Below are 18,290 nucleotides of genomic sequence, written 5' to 3'. Positions count from 1 at the left end.
AGGCTCGGTTGGCACGGAAGTACTATTGCAATTAACGGCGGCGCGGCGGTCCACCCGGGCGCGATCCGCCAGCGAAATCTCCGCCACCTGCGCGGATGTCTTTGTGACGGAAGTTGATACGGCCCTTCGTCAGGTCGTACGGCGTCATCTCAACGGTAACACGGTCGCCGGCGAGAATACGAATTCTGTTCTTCTTCATGCGTCCAGAGGTGTAGGCAATCACCTCATGCCCGTTGTCGAGTTTAACGCGGCAGCGGGCATCCGGCAGAACTTCGTCCACGATGCCTTCGAACTCGAGCATCTCTTCTTTCGCCATTCGGTCTCCTGATCTCCTTGAACCGAAATCTGATCGGTCTTCGATATGAAAAGCGGGGAGCAGACGAGCTGCTCCCCGCTTGTGTAAAAAAAGTGAGCCCAAAAATCCCTTAGAGCGGGCGGAGGTTTACGGCAGCGATCTTGCCGTTACGTCCACGCTCAGTTTCGAAGAAGATCTTCTGACCCTCACGAAGCGACTGCAGGCCGGCACGTTCAACCGCCGAGATGTGCACGAAAACGTCGTTGCCACCTTCTTCTGGTTGAATAAAGCCGTATCCTTTTTGACCGTTGAACCACTTGACAGTCCCGTTCGACATTCCAATGCCTCCAAGCAAACGTGCGTCCTCCGGCGGTATGACGGAGGCCATCAAATCGCGCGATGGAGACGTCTTAAAGCAGGCGGTAGCGCTGTCGAAGAGTAAGCCAAGGCGTGTTCGATGGCGACTTTATGCCTTGCTCTAGCGAGAAACGCAAGATCGTCGCAGGATCGCGAGACCCATCCAACTTGGCTGAAAAGCTCGATTTTACGACGATTCTAGTCATCTTCCCCGGGGTGAAGGATTGGCTGGGGCCGGACGCGCCGGCCCCTCCTATCAGGTGCGTCCGCTCGGGCGGTTCAACGCCACGAAGTGCGGTCCGATATCGACGTGGATGTGGTCCATATCGCGATACGTCATCACGCCGCCGGTGCGATGGTTGGCGATGAGCCAGCGAACGACCTCAGCCTTGCGGCCCGGCACACGGAAGTCGATGGCCTTGCCATAGGAGTGGCGCGAGACGTTCCGGGTTCCGGCGATACGCGCGCCGGGACGGCACGTGGAAACGATCTGCACATTTCCAAATTTGCTGCGAATACGGTTCAAAAGTGCGCGTGCATCCCAGGACAGGCACGTGACGGAGCTTCCGCTGCTCGTCATTGCGCGACTTTTCATCTTGCTGTGGTCGCCGTCGTACGATCTGGCATTCGCGATACCTGCCGCGAGCGTGATCAGCATCAACGTAATAATAGCGATAAATCCCTTACTCATGGGAAGAAAGTCCTCATCTTGCGGTGATGGAAAGAAGCCCGAGCCGCTGCAAGGTCACGTCGCCGGAGGCGATCGTTGAGCCAGTAGTGCGGTGGGGGTCATGAGAGCGGGAAGCCGCGAGCGCCAGCTACCCGTAGGTGCCGCCGGCGGAACTGGGATGTCCGGCCTCCCCGTTGAACCTGTGGACCAGGCCGGGGCATTGTCGTGCGGCGCCCGCTCAAAGCATGAAGCAGAAGGCGGAAATGTGGCACGATTGTCTTGGATTGAGTATATACAATTAACGATGATCACGGCGGAGAGACTTTAGACGCGCGCTATAATTTCTGTCTTCGGCATGGAATATTCCCCCGCGCTGGGGTAGCAGACCGCAACGAAAGCGGCTGATGGGACAGCCAAAAAAGGGGAAAAAGTTATGGGCGCATTGAAATGCATCATCGTGGGCTTCATCGCCGGAGCGATAGCCGCGGTCACCGCGCACGAGTTCATCAGCTGGCTGTTTGTTAACTATTGGACCGGCTGGGATGCGACACCATGGAGCATGGAACCGACCCAGAGTCTGCTGATGGCAGACCTGGAATTACCCTGGCTGGTAGGCAACGCGGTTACGGGCGGGCTCTGGGGCGCCCTCTTCGGTTTGTTCCTCGGCTCGGAGCCCGAAGGGCGTCTGACGTTCCGGGGCGCGTTTCTGGGCCTCCTGGGCCCGGGTCTCGTCGGCGCTTTGACTGTGATGCCCTATCTGGCGCACCGCACATCGCCGCTCTTTGAGGGCAACGTCAGCGAGCTGGTGCCGATCCTTTGCATTTCCGCTGGCTTCGGCGCCGTCACCGCCTGGCTCTATGGCCTATTCAGCTACGGCCGCCTTCCCTAGTCACGTTAACCGCGAACGCCGCTTAAAGGCGGTGGAGCACTATTAAGAGCGGCGGCCCTGGTAGGCGGGTTCGCCGCTCCCATCTATCCCTATGCCTCGTCTGACAGCCCCAATGGGCCGCCGGAGGCCGCCAGCATAGGAGATCTGCGAGAGCATGCGCATCGTCGCCATCGCGATCCTGAGCCTTCTCTCCGGCATTTTCGCCCAGAGCGCCTCGGCGCGGGAAGACACACGCGGCAAGCATCGGCCAGCTCCGCCCGAGCGCGAGTGCACGCCGATAAACGGGCGCTACGGCTACTACGGCAACCCCTGGTGCGACACAGGCTCCACGCGACCTCCCGATATTGAGTTTCGCTCGCAGCGCAAGCTCAACCCGCGCGGCCTTCGCAGGTCTCGATAAACCCGAGCAGTTGAACCAATAGGCTGCAAAACGCGTTTGCCACCACGAGCGACATCAACCGCCCGAAAGGACTGATCGATGAGACGAATGATGACCGCCGCCGCGCTGACGTTGGCAATGGGGTTCGCTGCAGGAAACGCTCTGGCAGATAAGGACCGCCCGCCCACCGCCGAGGAAACAAGCGCGATCAGCTCGGCGCTGACCAGTGCCGGATATAAATCGTGGGGTAAGGTGGAACTCGACGATGGCAAGTGGGAAGTCGACGACGCAATCGCCGCTGACGGCAAGAAGTACGATGTCGATCTCAGCACCGACTACAAGATCATAAAGCAAAAACTCGACAACGATTGATAGCGTTGGAGCTTAGGCATTCCGGGCGGCGATCCAACCAGGGTCGCCGCCGTTTTTATGCGCGCGTCAATTGTCGTCCATCTTGAGTGCGTTGATGAACGCTTCTTGCGGAATCTCGACCTTGCCGAATTCGCGCATCTTCTTCTTGCCCGCCTTCTGCTTGTCGAGCAGCTTGCGCTTTCGCGAAATATCGCCGCCGTAGCATTTGGCAAGAACGTCTTTACGCAGCGCCCTGATCGTCTCGCGCGCAATGACCTTCGCCCCAATCGCAGCCTGAATGGGAATCTGGAAGAGATGCGGCGGGATCAGCTCTTTGAGCTTCTCGCACATCGAACGGCCGCGGCTCTCCGCGCGCGAGCGATGCACGACGATTGACAGCGCGTCCACCGGTTCGCCGTTCACCAGGATCGACAGTTTGACGAGATCGCCTTCCTCGTAATCCTTGATGTGATAGTCGAACGACGCGTAGCCGCGCGATACGCTCTTCAAGCGATCGTAGAAGTCGAACACGACCTCGTTCAACGGCAGCTCATACATGACCATCGCGCGAGAGCCGGCGTAGGTCAGCTGCTTCTGCCGGCCGCGCCTATCCTGACAGAGCTTCAGCACCGCGCCCAAATAATCGTCGGGCACCAGGATCGTCGCTTCGATCCACGGTTCCTCGATATGATCGATCCGCACCACCTCCGGCATGTCCGCCGGATTGTGCATCTCGATCATCGATCCGTCGTTCATATGCAGGTGATAGATCACCGACGGCGCGGTCGTGATGAGGTCCAGATTAAACTCGCGTTCGAGCCGCTCCGTTATGATTTCAAGGTGCAAAAGCCCAAGGAAACCGCAGCGAAAGCCGAACCCGAGCGCAGCAGAGCTTTCGGCCTCGAATGAAAAGCTCGCGTCGTTCAGCCTGAGCTTGCCCATGGCTTCGCGCAGGTCTTCGAAGTCCGCAGCGTCCACGGGAAAGAGACCGCAGAAGACGACCGGCTGAGCCGGTTTGAAGCCGGGGAGAGCTTCGGTCGTCGGGTTTTTCTCGTCGGTGATGGTGTCGCCGACGCGCGTGTCGGCAACTTCCTTGATTGCGGCGGTAAAAAAGCCGATCTCGCCCGGCCCGAGATATTCCAGCGTTTCCTGCTTGGGACGGAAGATGCCGACGCGTTCGATCTGATAACTCGCGCCCGTCGACAGAAGCTTGACGCGTTGGCCCTTCTTCAGCTTGCCATCGATGATGCGCACCAGAACGACAACGCCGAGATAGGCATCGTACCAGCTATCGATCAGCATCGCCTTGAGCGGCTTATTTCCATCGCCCTTCGGCGGCGGCAGCCGTTCCACGATCGCGTCGAGAACGGCCTCGATATTGAGACCCGTCTTGGCGGAGACGCCAATGGCCGCCGAAGCGTCGATCCCGATCACGTCCTCGATCTGCTGCTTCACGCGATCGGCGTCTGCGGCGGGCAGATCGATCTTGTTCAGGACTGGAAGGATCTCGAGATCGTTGTCGAGTGCCTGATAGACGTTGGCCAGCGTTTGCGCTTCGACACCCTGGCTCGCATCGACGACGAGAACCGCGCCTTCGCAGGCAGCGAGCGACCGCGAAACCTCGTACGCAAAGTCGACGTGGCCTGGCGTGTCCATCAGGTTGAGCTGATAGGTGTGGCCGTCCTTTGCAGGATAGTCGAGGCGCACGGTTTGCGCTTTGATCGTGATCCCGCGCTCGCGCTCGATGTCCATCGAGTCGAGGATCTGTGCCTTCATCTCCCGGTTTGTGACATTGCCGCAGAGCTGAATCAGCCTGTCCGACAGCGTCGACTTGCCATGGTCGATGTGCGCGATGATCGAAAAATTCCGTATGCGTGAAATGTCTGTCATGGGCGGGGCTCATACCATCCGGAACCCTGGGGCAAAAGGGCTGTTAAGCCTCTGTGCGGGTTCATAGACCGGCTGGATCGCCGCACGTAGGCCATAAGAAGGCTGGCAACCCAAGGGTTGTTATGCGAAAAACCTTGGGACGCCCGCGGAAACGAACGACAGCCTGGAGAGACGCAATGGCGAATTCAGCATTTGAGGCCAACCCCGCCTTCACCAAGCTTGGAGAAGACGCGCGCAAGTCGGTCGTCCAAGCCTTCGAGGCTATGTCGAACTGGCGGGCCGAACTCGGGGAAATCGGCGAGAACAATAGCAACGCCGTTTTCGATAAAATGGCGGAAGCCGCGAAAGCGCTGGGCTGGCCGACGGACTTTGTCGAACTTAGCCGCCGCCAGATGCAGAACGCATCCAAGCTCCAGCTCCAGGCCGTCGATCAGGTCATGGATATGTGGGAGAAGCAGGTCAAGTCATTCGGCACCACCGGCCAGTTCACCGGATTTCCGAACTTCCCAACCTTCGGCGGCGGGTCCACACCCAGCTTCGGCGCCGGATCGAATCTCTTCCCGGGAATGCCAGATTTTTCATCGGGCGCAGCCAATCCGATCCAATTTTGGATGCAGGCCGCTGAGATGTGGCAAAAGGGCTGGCAGCAAGCGATGTCAACCTGGGTGGACGCGCAGCAGAACGCCATGGGCAAGACGAACCCGCCCGGCGGTAAATCGAATTCCCGCTGACGCAATTTATTCTGATGCCCATCTGATGCCTGCGTTTTCAGTGGGCATCATATGAACGTGAGGGGCGGTCATCCGTAGAAGGATGATCGTCTCGGCAGACGCGCGACGACTGCGCAATGCAGATGCTTGAGCATGCGCGTTCAATGCTTATTCAACTCATCACACAAAATGACGGCGTTCAGATCACACCTGCGCACCTTCTGATGCCTATAGCCTCAGAGAAGCCATAGTGTCTTGACCCAGTCCGCGCTGCTGGCAGAGTGCCGGCTTCTCACAATGAAGGCATCCCATGCGCGCTCGTCATTCGATTTTTGCCCCCGCCATGCTTGTGCTCGCCGCAATGTCGACTGGCGCGCAAGCTGAGGCGGCCCCGCCAACGCCTGCCAACAAGCGCAATTGTCAGAATACTGTTCCGTTCAATCGCTGGGTGGCGGATTTCAAAAAGGAAGCGCTCGCCGAGGGAATTCACGCCGAGACCATACAGTCGATGATCGGCGGCCTGACACCGGACATGAGCGTCATCTCGCGAGATCGCAAGCAAAGCTTCTTCTCGCAAACGTTCGCGCAGTTCTACTTCAAGCTCGCCACCAAGAACCGCGAAGACACGGGTCGCGTCTACCTCAAGCGCTATCACGAGCTATTTGACCGCGCGGAGAAGGAGTTCGGCGTTCCGGGGCCTGTCATCACCGGGTTCTGGGCTTTGGAAAGCGATTTCGGAGCCGGGCAAGGCAAGCTGCCGGTCGTGCGTTCGCTGTTGACGCTCGCCTGGGATTGCCGCCGCAGCGATCTGTTCCGCGAAGAATTGAAAGCCGCGATGAAAATCGTCGAGCGCGGCGACCTGACGGCCGACCAGCTGATCGGCTCCTGGGCTGGCGAACTCGGCCAGACGCAGTTCCTACCGCGTCACTATTATAATTTCGCCGTCGACTACGACAACGACGGACGGCGCGATCTCATCAACGACAGGGCCGACATCATCGGATCGACGGCGAAGTTCATCGCCTCTCTCGGTTGGCGCCGCGGCGAGCCCTGGCTCGAGCAGGTGAAGGTCACCAAGGATCTGCCATGGGAAAAGGCCGATCTCGCAATCAAGTTGCCGCGCTCTCAATGGGTCGCATGGGGTGTCACTGGCGTGGGTGATGCGTTGCCGAATGACGAAATGCCAGCGTCGCTCATCTTGCCGATGGGCCGCCATGGCCCCGCGTTCCTGGCCTATGACAACTTCGGTATCTATCCGCAGTGGAACCAGTCGCTGACATACGCAACCACCGCGGCACATCTCGCCGCGCGCATGGCAGGCGCTCCGAACCTGAGCAAGAACATCGGCAACGTTCCGTCGCTCAGCTACGAAGAGCTGAAGGAATTGCAGCGCTTGCTCAACCGTCGCGGACACGACGTCGGCGAGATCGACGGCAAGCTCGGCGCAGGCACGCGCAAAGCGGTCAAGGAAATGCAGTTGGAATTTGGCCTGCCAGCCGACAGCTATCCGACAGCAGAATTGCTCTCCGCTCTCCGCGGCCGCAGCTAATCTAACTCAGCGCTGGCGCCCAAAAGTCGCCAGCGCCACTACTCCCTCGGCAAACCAATCGGTGCCAGCCCCGCGACTGCGCTTCCGGCCGGCTCGCGGAACGCGAGTCGGAAGCGCCATCAATTAATGCAGCTTCACCTGCGGCTGCGTACGGCGCGTCAACAGGCGCGATACCGAGTCGAGTGTCACTTTGATCGGCCCGTGCAGCGCCATCTCGTGCATCTTGTACAGCGACCGGTACATCAGCTTCGCAAACCAGCCTTCGATCCGCAGCGACTTGCCGGAGATGAAGCCCATCAGGTTGCCGACGGTCGAATAGTGCCCAAGCGAAACGAGAGAACCGAAATCGCGGTACTTGAACGGCGTGAGGTTCTTTTCCCCGTGCATCTTCCGCTGCAACTGGCGGACGAGATGCGAGGCTTCCTGGTGCGCCGCCTGAGCGCGCGGTGGGATAGCCTGCGTTTCACCTTCGGGAACCAGATAAGCGGCATCGCCGATAACGAAAATATCGTCGTCACGCGTGGTCTGAAGCGTCGGCTTAACAACCAGCGTATTGGCGCGGCTAACCTCAAGTCCGTCGAGCTTGGAAAGCACATCCGGCCCTTTGACGCCCGCAGCCCAAACAACCAGTTCCGACGGAATGAAATCGCCGTTCGCGAGATTGACACCCTCGGGCGTGACGCTGGTGACGCGGCTTCCGGCACGGACTTCGACGCCGAGACCCGTCAGAATATTCGTCGTCGCGGTGGAAAGGTGCTCCGGCAGCGCAGGTAGAATGCGCGGAGCAGCTTCGATTAGCGTGATCTTGATGTCCTTCTCGGGATCGATCTTGTCGAGACCGAAGGCCACGAGGCCGCGCGCAGCATGATGCAGCTCAGCAGCGAGTTCCGTGCCGGTCGCGCCCGCGCCGATGATGGCGACGTGAAGCTGCCCAGGCCGAACGGGCCCTTGCTGCGCATAGGCGCGCACGCACGCATTCAGCAGGCGGCGGTTGAAGCGCTCGGCTTGCTCCGGCGTGTCGAGCATGATCGCGTTCTCAGCGACGCCCGGCGTTCCGAAATCGTTCGAGACGCTGCCGATCGCCAGCACGAGCGTGTCGTAGTGAAACCAGCGATCCGGCGTGATCTCACGACCGTCTTCGTCGTGCGTCGCCGCGAGATGTACGCGCTTGTTCGCACGATCGAGACCGATCATCTCGCCATAACGATACCGGAATCCATGCCAGTGTCCGTGCGCTTGATACGGCAGCTCATGCCGCCCGGTGTCCATGCTGCCAGCAGCAATCTCATGCAGCAGCGGCTTCCAAACGTGTGTCCGCGCCCGATCGACGAGCGTGATTTCCGCTTTGCCCTTACGTCCGAGTTTATGACCGAGCTGCGTCGCGAGTTCTAATCCGCCTGCGCCACCGCCGACGATAATGATGTGATGAATCTTAGGTTCAGTATCGATAGCGGGTTCTAAAATGCTCATTCTTTTTGCCCTCCCGAAGGCAATGACACGTCCGTGTCGTCAAGTGCGGAGCTCTCCTCCCGTGACCTTCTTCACGTCAGCTATAACTTTCTGAGTCACAGCCTCGATGGCCTGGTCAGTCAAGGTTTCGGCGAGCGGTTGAATAGTGATCTCGATGCCGATCGACTTCTTTCCTTCGGCAGCGAGGTTACCTCCCTCGAACACGTCAAAAACGGTCACGGCGCGAATGAGATCCTTATCGGCATTCGTCGCGGCTTTAATAATATCTCCGGCAGGAACGTCTTTGCCTACCACGAACGCAATGTCACGCGTGACAGGCAACAAGTCGGACGCCGCCAACCGAGCCTTGGCCCGCGACTTCTTCTTTTCCGCTGGCAAAGCGTCGATGAAAACTTCGCACGCAACGGCGGGTGCTTCAACGTCGAGCGCCTTGAGGGTCGCCGGATGCAGTTCGCCGAAATGAGCCAATACAGTCTTCGGTCCAAGTCGCAGCGTTGCGGAACGCCCCGGGTGATACCAGGGAGGGCAATCGCGCGTAACCTGGGCCTTGGACGGATCGACACCCAGTGCCGCGAGCAGAGCGTACGCATCGGCTTTGGCATCGAACAGGCTGACGTCAGCGCTCGCGCCCGCCCAGTGACGTCCCGCACCGTCAAGTGCAGCCGTTCCAGAGCGGACAACGGTCGCGCTCAGGTATTGATCCTCCGGCCGGTCGCCGCGATAGGCCTGCCCAACTTCGAACAGCGCGACGTCCGCGATGCCGCGATTCCGGTTGCGCGTAACGGACGCGAGAAGACCCGGCAGCAGCCCCGGCCGCATCGACGACATCTCAGTCGAAATCGGGTTCGCAAGCTCAACCGCGTCCGATCCGCCGCCGAAGCGCTCCGCCTCAGCTTTCGGAATGAAGCTCCACGTCACCGCCTCGACGCATCCGCGCGATGCCAGCAACCGGCGAGCACGGCGAACGCGTTTCTGCGTTGGCGTCAGCACGGCTTGAGCAATTCCGTGGCCACGCGGTAGAGCAGTGGCGGGAACGCGATCGAGGCCCGCAATACGCACGACTTCTTCAACGAGATCCGCAGGTCCGTGAATGTCCGGCCGCCAGCTTGGCACGCCGATTTTCGCAGCGTTCGGCTTATCCTCGATCGTGAAACCGAGCGCCTTCAGTATAGTCGCGATTTCCGCATCGTCGATCTTGAGACCGGCAAGCTTTTCGACGCGCGCGAAATCAAATGCAATGACGCGATTTTCGATTGGCTCTTTGCCCGCAATTGTCGCCTTCGAGGCTTCGCCGCCGCAGAGCTTCAAAATCATGTCGGTTGCGAGGTCGAGCCCAGGCTTCACCGAAGCCGGATCAACGCCGCGCTCGAAGCGATAGCGTGCATCCGTCTGCAGGCCCACTTTGCGGCCAGTAGCAGCCGTTCGGACAGGATCGAAATATGCACTCTCGATCAGCACGGTCGTTGTCGCTTCAGTCGAACCGGTGGTCTCTCCGCCCATGATACCGCCAAGCCCAAGCGGGCCGGTATCGTCAGCGATGACGCACATCGTCGGGTCGATGGCATGATCCTTGTCATCGAGACCGAGGAAAGATTCGCCCGCTTTGCCGAGCCGCGCGTGGATCGTGCCTTTGAGCTTGTCGGCGTCATAGACGTGCAGCGGACGGCCGCGATCGAGCGAGATGTAGTTCGTCACATCCACGAGCGCATTGATCGGACGTAGGCCAACCGCCTTTAAACGCTGCTGCAACCAGTCGGGTGACGGTCCATTTTTGACGCCGCGCACGGTGCGCGCCGCGAAAACGGGACAGGCGCTTGCTGTCTCCGGCGTGAATTCAAGTTTCACGGGAATCAGGCCGTCACCCGTTTCCTTGATCGGTCCGAGCTTAGGCTCTGGCTTCAGAGTGCCGAGACCTGCTGCGGCCAAGTCACGGGCAATGCCGCGCACGCCTGTGCAGTCGGGCCGGTTCGGCGTCAGCTTAACTTCAATGACCGGATCGTTCAGCCCCGCAGCGTCGATATAGCTTTCGCCAACGCGGTCAGCCCAGTCCTCCGGGAGTTCGAGAATCCCGGCGCTCTCGTCCGAAAGTTCGAGTTCCGCTGCAGAGCACATCATGCCGTTCGAGACGACGCCGCGCACCGGCTTCTTTTCCAGCGTGATTTTCGAACCGGGAATGTAAGTGCCGAGCGGCGCGAACACCGAAACGAGTCCGACGCGCGCGTTCGGAGCGCCGCAGACGACCTCCATCAGCGGCTTGCCCTTCGCGACTTCGACTTGCACGACCTGCAACTTGTCAGCGTTCGGATGCTTCTTCGCTTCGACGATGCGCGCGACCTTGAAAGCCCCAAGCGCCTTTGCCGGGTCTTCGATGTGTTCGACTTCGAGACCAATCGCCGACAACGTCGTCTCGATCTGCTCGAGCGTCGCCGTCGTTTCGAGATGGTCCTTCAGCCAGGACAGCGTGAATTTCATACTTCGTCATCCTCGAACGTGTGAGCCCCGGCGAGCGCGTTCGGGGATCCAGCAGAAAGCGTGTCGCAGACACAATGATGGGCCATCAAGATGCGGATTGCGCGCTCGTGGCCCGTAAGGATGGGCAAATCGCGGCCGCTCATCACGACGACAGCCCGCCGCCAAGCGTCGGTACGTCAAGCATCGAAAAGCCGTAGTGGCGCAGCCATGTCAGATCGCCGGAGAAGAACGCACGCAGATCGGGGATCGCGTACTTCAGCATCGTCAGCCGATCGAGACCGACGCCGAAAGCGAAGCCCTGATATTTTTCCGGATCGAGCCCGCAATTGCGGATCACGTTCGGATGCACCATTCCGCAGCCGAGAATTTCGAGCCACTGTCCGGGCTTGCCGATCGCTTCGGCACCAATGTCGACTTCCATCGACGGCTCGGTGAACGGGAAGTGTGAAGCGCGGAACCGCATCTTCACTTCATCGACTTCGAAGAACGCTTTGCAGAATTCTTGCAGCACCCATTTCAGGTGCCCCATGTGCGTGGCTTCGTCGATCACCAGACCTTCGATCTGATGGAACATCGGCGTATGCGTCTGGTCGCTGTCGCAGCGGTAGACGCGGCCGGGCGCGATGATGCGGATCGGCGGCTTTTGCGAAACCATCGTGCGGATTTGCACCGGGCTGGTATGCGTGCGCAGCAGTAGCCGCGAGCCATCGGGCTTCGGCGAGAAGTAGAACGTGTCGTGGTCCTGCCGAGCAGGATGCTCCGCCGGAATGTTGAGCTTGTCGAAGTTCATTTCGTCCGTCTCGATATCCGGACCTTCCGCGACGGCGAATCCCATGTCGGCGAAAATTTCGATGACTTCGTCGAGAACCTGGCTAACCGGGTGAATGCGGCCTTCCGAAACGGGGCCAAGGCGCACAGGCAGAGTTACGTCGGCGCGTTCTGTCTTGAGGCGCAAGTCGAGCGCGGCATCTTCAAGCGCCGCTTTGCGAGCGTCCAGCGCTTCGCCGATCTTGCCCTTCAACGCATTGACGGTCTGCCCAAAGCTCTTGCGCTCTTCGGCCGGAAGAGAGCCGAGCTTGCTCATCAACTCGGAAACGCGTCCCTTCTTGCCCAGTGCCGAAACACGCACGCCATCGAGCGCGGGAAGGTCCGCGGCGCTGGAAATTTCTTCCAGCAGGTCGGCTTCGAGTTTGGAGAGATCGTTCGAACCGCCCATCAGTTTCTCCTTTGGCGGCGGGATAAGACGCCTATAGCAACAATTGCGCAATGCTTTGACGGCATTGACGTGAAGTGTCGACACGGGAGAAGCGAGCGCCGGAACGCGGCAAGCGAAATGCTGGCAAAGGCGAAAGGCAGGACTTCGCCAAAAACATCTGCGATACGAGCGCTTCCCCACATCGCGATCGGAAAATTCGTACCATCTCGGTGCCGCGTTCCGCCCTCAGCCGCAGTGTTGCGGCGGAGAGCAGAAAAAATTCGCGGCCGTTCGAGACGGAAGCGGCGATTAAGCCGCCTTCTTGGCCTTGTCGGCTTCGGCAACCGGCGAGCTAGCTGCAGCAGCAGCCTTGTCGACGAGAGCCTTGAAACCAGCCGGATCGTTGATCGCGATATCCGAGAGAACCTTGCGATCGACTTCGATGCCGAGGTTCGACAGACCGTTGATAAATCGGCCGTACGTCAGACCGTGTTCGCGAACGGCAGCGTTGATGCGCTGGATCCAGAGAGCGCGGAAATTGCGCTTGCGACGCTTGCGATCGCGATAGCCGTACTGCAGCGCCTTTTCGACGGCCTGCTTAGCGACGCGGATCGTATTTTTGCGCCGGCCATAATAGCCTTTCGCAGCCTTGATAACTTTCTTGTGCTTGGCGTGGGCGGTAACGCCACGTTTAACGCGGGCCATGGAGGAAACTCCTCAGAATTCGTGCTTCAAGATTGATTGGTCTGGTGAACTGGTCCAGCGCTTCTGCCAGCTCCGCGAAACGGAGCGGGACGCGCCAAACAACAACTCACCGGCTGTACGGCATGTATTTCTTGACGATCTTCGCGTCGGAATCGTTCAGCACGCCCGTGCCACGGGCCTTCTGAATGAACTTCGCAGTCCGCTTGATCATGCCGTGGCGTTTGCCGGCCTGGGCGGCGACAACCTTGCCCGTTCCCGTCATCTTGAAGCGCTTTTTGGCGCCGCTCTTGGTCTTCATCTTTGGCATTTTGCTTAAGTCCTTAGTTCGCGCACGGAGCCGCCGGATGCTTGCGCCGAAGCGCTTTGCAAACCTTGTCCTTCGCGAGGAGCACTTGCCTTGGCCACGTGCGAACCGGACAATAGTATCCGGCAGGCGACGAGCTAGGTTGCGCCACGGACCTTTCGGCCCGAAATGCCGATGCCTTCCGGCATCCGCACTCTCGGCCGTTGCGAAACGGCCGGTCTTGCGAAGGATGCTTTTTGCGGTTTCCGCTGATTTTTCAAAAGCATAAGAACCGCCACGGCATGCCTCGCCGGGCGGCTCTGGCCACCTTATACGGGAGAGCCGCCAAAACCGCAATATCGCCCATAGGTGCCTAAGCCGCCACAGCCCGAGCATTTTCGCACGCCGACCGCCAATTCACCGGCGCGGGCTGGGGAACAAAGTGCAAAGTCTCCGCGGTTTACGCCGGGGAAGGCGAGGGAGGGACACCGTGAAGCAGATCATCGACCAGATCGTCAATTTTCTCCAACTGGGCATCACGACGATCTTTCGCTTCATCGAACTCGTTTGGCGGTGGTCCTTCGGCGAGATCATCTCGATCTTCCAATCGGATTGGCAAAGCCTGCCGATATGGAAAATCGCAATCCTGGCCATCGTCGTTCTGGCCATTGTCTATGTGCTGTACCGGGCTGTGTTCGAGCTTTGGCGGGCGGCGGAGCAGATCTTCCGAGCCTTCGTCGGACTTCTGACAGTCCTGATCGCGGTGCTGCCGTACATCCTGATCGCCGGCCTCATTGCCGCCGCCGGTGGCTACGTCATCCAGCACGTCAATTTCTAACGGCGGCGAACGGCTTGCCTAAACCGGCGCGGACTTGTCGATCGGCGCGCCGTTGAAGACGATACGGCTGCGCACGAAATAAAGCGCCACGAAGCAGATCAGCATCGCGATCGTCTTCCCTTCGACGGGCGGCAAGTTCATCAGATGCACGGTGAGCCAGATAACGCTGGCCGTTAGAACGAGACCGAGGCAACCGGTTGCGAAGAATTCGATAAACATCCGGTGTTCGCTTTTATGTGACATATCGCGAACGAATACATACCTTTTCGTAAGAAAATAATTGAAAACGACCGCGACGGCATATGCCACGCAGCTTTGTAAGATCGGCATTCCGAAGTAATGGGTCAAAGACAGGAATATCGAATAGTCGACAATGGTCGATGCGATATTCACTCCGGTATATCGCAACAGATGCTCTGTCTTCGATTGCATTCCGGCTGTCCCCGTTGGTTTTTCGCCTGAAACCGGCCCAAATCACAGGCGACCGACGCCGAGCCCACCCTTATCTCGTGATACCGCCAATGGGAGTATCTCGTATAGGCGATTAAAGATTTAACGCGCGTTAGGCTTGCTTTGATCTGTGCCAAATCGCCCTTACGAGCGTCGTAATGCTCACAATTGGAGCAGGTCCAATTCTGTTTCTCCGTTCAGTTGCTATTCAGGCAAATGGACTGATCGTCTATCTGCACGCACCCCCGCGTGCAGATAGAGACAGAACGGAGACGACCATGCGCTTTGTTCCAATCCTTGCGGCCACAGTGGTCGCATTGGGCCTGTCATTCGCGAGCAGCGGCCCCTCGGCAGCAGCGCCATTCACACCGGCGAAGCAGGCCGAAACTCAAAGTCCGGTACAATCAGTCCAGTATTATCGTTGGCGTGAACGCCGCTATTGGGGCCCGCGCTGGCGTGGCGGATATTGCGGCCGCTGGCGCAGGATTTGCGCTGACCGCTGGGGCTGGGGTGGACCGCGCTTCCGGGGCTGCGTGATCCGGCACGGCTGCTAAAGAGCTTGACCGGCGACGACCGTTTTGGTTGTCGCCGGTCCGCTAGATTTGTTTATTCATGCGGCGCAAGCGCGTCGCGAGCAATCCCATCACGGTCAGCGCGAATTGCGGATCGTGGCGCACGGCCTGCAAGAATGCAGCCTTATCGATGGCGATCAATTCGGTTGGTTCAGTCGCGATTGCAGCGGCGCTGCGAAGCCCGTCGACCACCAGCGCCATCTCTCCGAAAAGACCACCCGCATGCACATTCTCAAGCACTGTGCCGTAGGTGATGATGTCGACGCGACCCTTGCGAACAAGGAACATCACGTCACCCTGGTCTTCTTCCAGGAAGATCTTTTCACCGGCGTCGAAATGCCGGTACGGAGCACCGATACGATCCAATATCGAGAAGTCGAATGATCCCTCGTTGTCCATGGGCCGTCGCCATTTCCAGCTGATACGCTGGGAATGTTAGATCTGCGGGCATCCACGAACAAGGCCTTCTAAAGGCCTCCAAATCTCGGTTTGTATGCGGAAAGAAAATCGGCGGGGCTGGTGGCCCCGCCGCGAAATTTTACTTCGGCGCCAGAACCATCACCATCTGGCGGCCCTCGAAGCGAGGCTCGCTTTCAACTTTTGCGAACGCTTCAGTATCGGCTTTCACCCGCTGCAGCACGGCCATGCCCAGCTGCGAGTGAGCCATCTCACGACCGCGGAAACGCAGGGTGATCTTTACTTTGTCACCCTCTTCGAAGAACCGCTTAATCGCGCGCATTTTCACGTCGTAGTCATGATCGTCGATGCCGGGACGCATCTTGATCTCTTTGAGTTCGACGATCTTCTGGTTCTTGCGCGCTTCGGCAGCCTTCTTCTGTTCCTGGAATTTGTATTTGCCGAAATCGAGAATCTTGCACACCGGCGGTTCGGCATCCGGTGAAATCTCGACGAGGTCGAGGCCAACGCCCTCCGCACGGGCTAGCGCGTCGAATTTTGCAATCACGCCAACATTCTGGCCGGTCTCATCGATGAGGCGGACTTCCCGGGCCCTGATTTGATCGTTGATGCGGGGCCCCTGGTTTTCCCGGCTCGGCGGCTCGGGTCGCATAGGTCTACGGATGGGTGAATTCCTTCTGTTGTTCCAATTGAGCCGGGTTTGAGTCGCCCCGCCCGGTCGAGCCGGACATTGAAAAAAAAGCGGTCGTCAAGTCAAGCGGGAGACTTCGGCAGGCTTACGAATATAAGCATTCTACGGCGGATTTCGATCCGATTTGGCCCAGAGGTGTCACTTAGCGCCAGTGCTCGGCGATCCAGGGCGTCGGCCGCACATGCTTATAGAGCCGTTTCCACGCCGATGTAACGGGCCAGATGCCGTCCCGCGCCTCGTCGGGATCGGGCTTCCCGTGAAAGGCCACAACCCTCGTGGCCGGCGGCAGTTCCGGCGCCTTGAAAAACCGAATTGGCCACACCGGGAGCAGGGAATGCTTGAAACTCAGGCACCACTCCTTCGGGAAAAACACAGTGTCCTTGCTGACCGCAGAAATGTACTGCTGTTCAATCCTGTAGCGCGCGAGAACGGCTTCTGGATCGGCATTGAAGATGTCGTAGATGTACGCCATCCGCTCCGCCGGAAACCGGTAAACGGAGGTGTTGCCGACGCGCTCGTTAAGCTGTGTCCAGTTCTGCGCCACGCAGAACCGCCCCGGCAAGAAATCGAAGAAATCGTCGATCGGCCCGGTGATGACGACGTCGAGGTCAAAAAAGAGCACGTCGCCTTTGAGGTCATGCAACGGTTGCTGCCAAAGCGAGAGCTTGCGCCACGGCGTCCACGAAACGCGTTCGGGGAGATTGATTGGTGGCAGTGGCTGAATTTCTATTCCCGGATCGGCACCCGTCGCGTCATCCGTGAAGCAGATGAGGCGCGTTTCCCGCGCCGTGTTCCGCCGGATCATCGATGCAAGACGGTTGAGGTAGTCGGGACCGTACTTCTGTCCCCACTTGATGCAAATGATGGTCTGCATGGATCAGCTTTCCATATCCGAACTGGCGGAATTCGTGTGCTCCGTACCGGCGAAGGCCTCTTCGAGACGGCTACCGAGGAGTTGATCGTAAACAGCAAGCGTTGAGCGCTGCATGGCGAACGTCGAGAAAGCTGTGGTCACATGCTCGCGTGCCCGCTTGCCCATAGCGGCGCGTGCGCTGGTGTCGAGCGAAAGAGCTTCGCTCAAAGCCGCATCGTAAGCGTCAAGATCTTTGGGCGGAACGAGCCAGCCAGTGCGTGCGTCGGCGGCGACGCGTGGCGGTGCTAGAACTGTCTCCGGCGGCGCTCCGATGTTCGTCGAAATCACCGGGCAGCACATGGCCTGCGCCTCAGCGGCCGCGCGGCCGAATGCTTCCGGCTCACTGGACGCGACGAACGCGGTATGCGCCGCGCCAAACGCTGCCGGCATATCGTCAACATGTCCAACGAGTCGAACGCAGTCTTCGAGATTGAGCGCCGCGATCTGTTGCACGAGACCAGCGCGATAGTCGTCGCGCCCCTGCGCATCACCCGCAAGAATGAACACGCAATCGGGGAAACGCTCGCGAAGCCGGGCCCCTGTTGCAATGATTTCGGTTTGGCCTTTCCAGCGCGTCAGCCTCGCTGCATGCAGTACAATGCGCTGATTGTGCGCTACGCCCCAAGCATGGCGCAGCGCATCGATGCGCGCCGCTGGAACCTTCGCCGGATCGAATGCCGCAAGATCAACTCCGCGATAGATGACGCGCATTCGATCCCTCGAAGTTCCATAGCGCGAAGCGACGAGATCGGCCGTGTAGCGCGAATTTGCAATTACGATATCACCGCGCGCCATCACGCTGTTGTAAAGCCGCTTTGCGCGCCCCGCTTCTTTGTAGATGCCGTGATACGTCGTCACGAACGGCAGCTTCGTTCGCCGTGCGGCCGCGAGTGCGCTCCACGCTGGTGCGCGGCTGCGTGCATGAATGAGATTGACGTTCTCAGTGCGTGCGATCGTTGCAATCGCCTTTGCATTCGCCCAGAGCCGAGCCGGGTTCTTCGTTGCTGCCGGAAACGTAACGAGTTCACCGCCAACCTCTGCGATCCGTCCGGCCATACGCCCGCCTTCGCTCAGCACGATCGCGCGACCACCTCCGCGAACAACCGCCTCGGCGATCTCAATCGTCGAAAGCTCGGCCCCGCCGGTTTCAAGCTCTGGAATGATCTGCAATATGGTGGGGCGCAAAAGGCCCAT

General features: G+C 59.3%; 20 protein-coding genes. 6 read left to right on the top strand and 14 right to left on the bottom strand.

Translation table 11 applies throughout. From position 1 onward, the window contains the following. Positions 1 to 31: 31 nt before the first annotated feature. From infA to DLM45_RS05280, 3 genes are all read right to left on the bottom strand, one after another. On the bottom strand, positions 32 to 316 hold the full coding sequence (infA, locus tag DLM45_RS05290; RefSeq protein WP_181336103.1) for a translation initiation factor IF-1: 285 nt from the start codon (positions 314 to 316) through the stop codon (positions 32 to 34). Positions 317 to 425: 109 nt separating this feature from the next. Continuing rightward, entirely contained in the window at positions 426 to 632 is a 207-nt protein-coding gene (locus DLM45_RS05285; RefSeq protein WP_181336100.1) for a cold-shock protein, read from the bottom strand. Between the two features lie 276 nt (positions 633 to 908). Beyond that, positions 909 to 1,343 (bottom strand): YcbK family protein, encoded by a 435-nt coding sequence (locus DLM45_RS05280; RefSeq protein WP_181336098.1) that lies wholly within the window; start codon positions 1,341 to 1,343, stop codon positions 909 to 911. Between the two features lie 412 nt (positions 1,344 to 1,755). Here DLM45_RS05280 and DLM45_RS05275 point away from each other — a divergent pair, with 412 nt between their 5' ends. The 3 genes from DLM45_RS05275 (at position 1,756) to DLM45_RS05265 (ending at position 2,962) form a co-directional block, all read left to right on the top strand. Continuing rightward, positions 1,756 to 2,211, top strand: a complete 456-nt coding sequence (locus DLM45_RS05275; protein WP_181336096.1) for a hypothetical protein — start codon at positions 1,756 to 1,758, stop codon at positions 2,209 to 2,211. Between the two features lie 154 nt (positions 2,212 to 2,365). After that, entirely contained in the window at positions 2,366 to 2,611 is a 246-nt protein-coding gene (locus DLM45_RS05270) for a hypothetical protein (protein ID WP_181336094.1), read from the top strand. A gap of 78 nt (positions 2,612 to 2,689) precedes the next feature. Continuing rightward, positions 2,690 to 2,962 carry a PepSY domain-containing protein gene (locus DLM45_RS05265; RefSeq protein WP_181336092.1) on the top strand — a complete coding sequence of 91 codons (273 nt, stop codon included), beginning with the start codon at positions 2,690 to 2,692 and terminating at the stop codon, positions 2,960 to 2,962. Positions 2,963 to 3,028: 66 nt separating this feature from the next. On the opposite strand, the gene lepA is transcribed toward DLM45_RS05265, so the two are convergent. Further along, positions 3,029 to 4,831 (bottom strand): translation elongation factor 4, encoded by a 1,803-nt coding sequence (gene lepA, locus DLM45_RS05260; RefSeq protein ID WP_181336090.1) that lies wholly within the window; start codon positions 4,829 to 4,831, stop codon positions 3,029 to 3,031. Between the two features lie 176 nt (positions 4,832 to 5,007). Between lepA and DLM45_RS05255 the strand changes: the two genes are divergently transcribed. Both DLM45_RS05255 and DLM45_RS05250 read left to right on the top strand, forming a co-directional pair. After that, complete coding sequence (locus DLM45_RS05255; protein ID WP_181336088.1) at positions 5,008 to 5,562, top strand: hypothetical protein; 555 nt, start codon at positions 5,008 to 5,010, stop codon at positions 5,560 to 5,562. A 289-nt stretch (positions 5,563 to 5,851) separates the two neighbouring features. Further along, entirely contained in the window at positions 5,852 to 7,090 is a 1,239-nt protein-coding gene (locus DLM45_RS05250) for a lytic murein transglycosylase (RefSeq protein WP_181336086.1), read from the top strand. A gap of 123 nt (positions 7,091 to 7,213) precedes the next feature. Here the strand turns inward: DLM45_RS05250 and DLM45_RS05245 are convergent, their stop codons facing one another. The 5 genes from DLM45_RS05245 to rpmI all read right to left on the bottom strand — a co-directional run bounded on the left by DLM45_RS05245 (position 7,214) and on the right by rpmI (position 13,239). Continuing rightward, entirely contained in the window at positions 7,214 to 8,560 is a 1,347-nt protein-coding gene (locus DLM45_RS05245; protein WP_181336084.1) for an NAD(P)/FAD-dependent oxidoreductase, read from the bottom strand. A 39-nt stretch (positions 8,561 to 8,599) separates the two neighbouring features. After that, positions 8,600 to 11,032, bottom strand: coding sequence for a phenylalanine--tRNA ligase subunit beta (gene pheT, locus DLM45_RS05240; RefSeq protein ID WP_181336081.1), 2,433 nt, complete (start codon positions 11,030 to 11,032; stop codon positions 8,600 to 8,602). A 142-nt stretch (positions 11,033 to 11,174) separates the two neighbouring features. Continuing rightward, entirely contained in the window at positions 11,175 to 12,248 is a 1,074-nt protein-coding gene (gene pheS, locus DLM45_RS05235; RefSeq protein WP_181336079.1) for a phenylalanine--tRNA ligase subunit alpha, read from the bottom strand. A gap of 288 nt (positions 12,249 to 12,536) precedes the next feature. Beyond that, positions 12,537 to 12,932 (bottom strand): 50S ribosomal protein L20, encoded by a 396-nt coding sequence (gene rplT, locus DLM45_RS05230; protein WP_181336077.1) that lies wholly within the window; start codon positions 12,930 to 12,932, stop codon positions 12,537 to 12,539. Positions 12,933 to 13,038: 106 nt separating this feature from the next. Next, a complete protein-coding gene (rpmI, locus tag DLM45_RS05225) occupies positions 13,039 to 13,239 on the bottom strand; it encodes a 50S ribosomal protein L35 (RefSeq protein WP_013214420.1) in 201 nt (66 codons plus the stop codon). Between the two features lie 466 nt (positions 13,240 to 13,705). Between rpmI and DLM45_RS05220 the strand changes: the two genes are divergently transcribed. Beyond that, on the top strand, positions 13,706 to 14,053 hold the full coding sequence (locus DLM45_RS05220; protein ID WP_181336075.1) for a hypothetical protein: 348 nt from the start codon (positions 13,706 to 13,708) through the stop codon (positions 14,051 to 14,053). A gap of 18 nt (positions 14,054 to 14,071) precedes the next feature. Here DLM45_RS05220 and DLM45_RS05215 read toward each other — a convergent pair whose 3' ends face one another. The 5 genes from DLM45_RS05215 to DLM45_RS05195 all read right to left on the bottom strand — a co-directional run bounded on the left by DLM45_RS05215 (position 14,072) and on the right by DLM45_RS05195 (position 18,290). Further along, the gene (locus tag DLM45_RS05215; protein WP_181336073.1) at positions 14,072 to 14,485 is read right to left on the bottom strand and encodes a GtrA family protein; all 414 of its coding nucleotides are present in this window, start codon (positions 14,483 to 14,485) and stop codon (positions 14,072 to 14,074) included. Between the two features lie 614 nt (positions 14,486 to 15,099). Continuing rightward, the gene (locus tag DLM45_RS05210; protein WP_181336071.1) at positions 15,100 to 15,474 is read right to left on the bottom strand and encodes a Crp/Fnr family transcriptional regulator; all 375 of its coding nucleotides are present in this window, start codon (positions 15,472 to 15,474) and stop codon (positions 15,100 to 15,102) included. 139 nt (positions 15,475 to 15,613) lie between these two features. Continuing rightward, positions 15,614 to 16,144, bottom strand: coding sequence for a translation initiation factor IF-3 (infC, locus tag DLM45_RS05205; RefSeq protein ID WP_181336070.1), 531 nt, complete (start codon positions 16,142 to 16,144; stop codon positions 15,614 to 15,616). 181 nt (positions 16,145 to 16,325) lie between these two features. After that, positions 16,326 to 17,057, bottom strand: coding sequence for a hypothetical protein (locus DLM45_RS05200; protein WP_181336068.1), 732 nt, complete (start codon positions 17,055 to 17,057; stop codon positions 16,326 to 16,328). Between the two features lie 3 nt (positions 17,058 to 17,060). Next, a complete protein-coding gene (locus tag DLM45_RS05195) occupies positions 17,061 to 18,290 on the bottom strand; it encodes a glycosyltransferase family 4 protein (RefSeq protein ID WP_181336066.1) in 1,230 nt (409 codons plus the stop codon).

It is taken from the genome of Hyphomicrobium methylovorum (assembly GCF_013626205.1).
Taxonomy (GTDB): domain Bacteria; phylum Pseudomonadota; class Alphaproteobacteria; order Rhizobiales; family Hyphomicrobiaceae; genus Hyphomicrobium_B; species Hyphomicrobium_B methylovorum.
The sequence above is the reverse complement of the archived record's forward strand: the minus strand, read 5'-3'. Positions and strand labels throughout refer to the sequence as shown.

What these genes read in the sequence shown, in the direction of transcription:
- DLM45_RS05275 (WP_181336096.1), top strand. Translation starts at nt 1,756, where the DNA reads ATGGGCGCATTGAAATGCATCATCGTGGGCTTCATCGCCGGAGCGATA.
- DLM45_RS05245 (WP_181336084.1), bottom strand. Translation starts at nt 8,560, where the DNA reads ATGAGCATTTTAGAACCCGCTATCGATACTGAACCTAAGATTCATCAC.
- DLM45_RS05250 (WP_181336086.1), top strand. Translation starts at nt 5,852, where the DNA reads ATGCGCGCTCGTCATTCGATTTTTGCCCCCGCCATGCTTGTGCTCGCC.
- DLM45_RS05285 (WP_181336100.1), bottom strand. Translation starts at nt 632, where the DNA reads ATGTCGAACGGGACTGTCAAGTGGTTCAACGGTCAAAAAGGATACGGC.
- DLM45_RS05200 (WP_181336068.1), bottom strand. Translation starts at nt 17,057, where the DNA reads ATGCAGACCATCATTTGCATCAAGTGGGGACAGAAGTACGGTCCCGAC.
- DLM45_RS05265 (WP_181336092.1), top strand. Translation starts at nt 2,690, where the DNA reads ATGAGACGAATGATGACCGCCGCCGCGCTGACGTTGGCAATGGGGTTC.
- rpmI (WP_013214420.1), bottom strand. Translation starts at nt 13,239, where the DNA reads ATGCCAAAGATGAAGACCAAGAGCGGCGCCAAAAAGCGCTTCAAGATG.
- infC (WP_181336070.1), bottom strand. Translation starts at nt 16,144, where the DNA reads ATGCGACCCGAGCCGCCGAGCCGGGAAAACCAGGGGCCCCGCATCAAC.
- rplT (WP_181336077.1), bottom strand. Translation starts at nt 12,932, where the DNA reads ATGGCCCGCGTTAAACGTGGCGTTACCGCCCACGCCAAGCACAAGAAA.
- pheT (WP_181336081.1), bottom strand. Translation starts at nt 11,032, where the DNA reads ATGAAATTCACGCTGTCCTGGCTGAAGGACCATCTCGAAACGACGGCG.
- DLM45_RS05195 (WP_181336066.1), bottom strand. Translation starts at nt 18,290, where the DNA reads ATGGGCCTTTTGCGCCCCACCATATTGCAGATCATTCCAGAGCTTGAA.
- infA (WP_181336103.1), bottom strand. Translation starts at nt 316, where the DNA reads ATGGCGAAAGAAGAGATGCTCGAGTTCGAAGGCATCGTGGACGAAGTT.
- lepA (WP_181336090.1), bottom strand. Translation starts at nt 4,831, where the DNA reads ATGACAGACATTTCACGCATACGGAATTTTTCGATCATCGCGCACATC.
- DLM45_RS05255 (WP_181336088.1), top strand. Translation starts at nt 5,008, where the DNA reads ATGGCGAATTCAGCATTTGAGGCCAACCCCGCCTTCACCAAGCTTGGA.
- DLM45_RS05215 (WP_181336073.1), bottom strand. Translation starts at nt 14,485, where the DNA reads ATGCAATCGAAGACAGAGCATCTGTTGCGATATACCGGAGTGAATATC.
- DLM45_RS05210 (WP_181336071.1), bottom strand. Translation starts at nt 15,474, where the DNA reads ATGGACAACGAGGGATCATTCGACTTCTCGATATTGGATCGTATCGGT.
- pheS (WP_181336079.1), bottom strand. Translation starts at nt 12,248, where the DNA reads ATGGGCGGTTCGAACGATCTCTCCAAACTCGAAGCCGACCTGCTGGAA.
- DLM45_RS05270 (WP_181336094.1), top strand. Translation starts at nt 2,366, where the DNA reads ATGCGCATCGTCGCCATCGCGATCCTGAGCCTTCTCTCCGGCATTTTC.
- DLM45_RS05280 (WP_181336098.1), bottom strand. Translation starts at nt 1,343, where the DNA reads ATGAGTAAGGGATTTATCGCTATTATTACGTTGATGCTGATCACGCTC.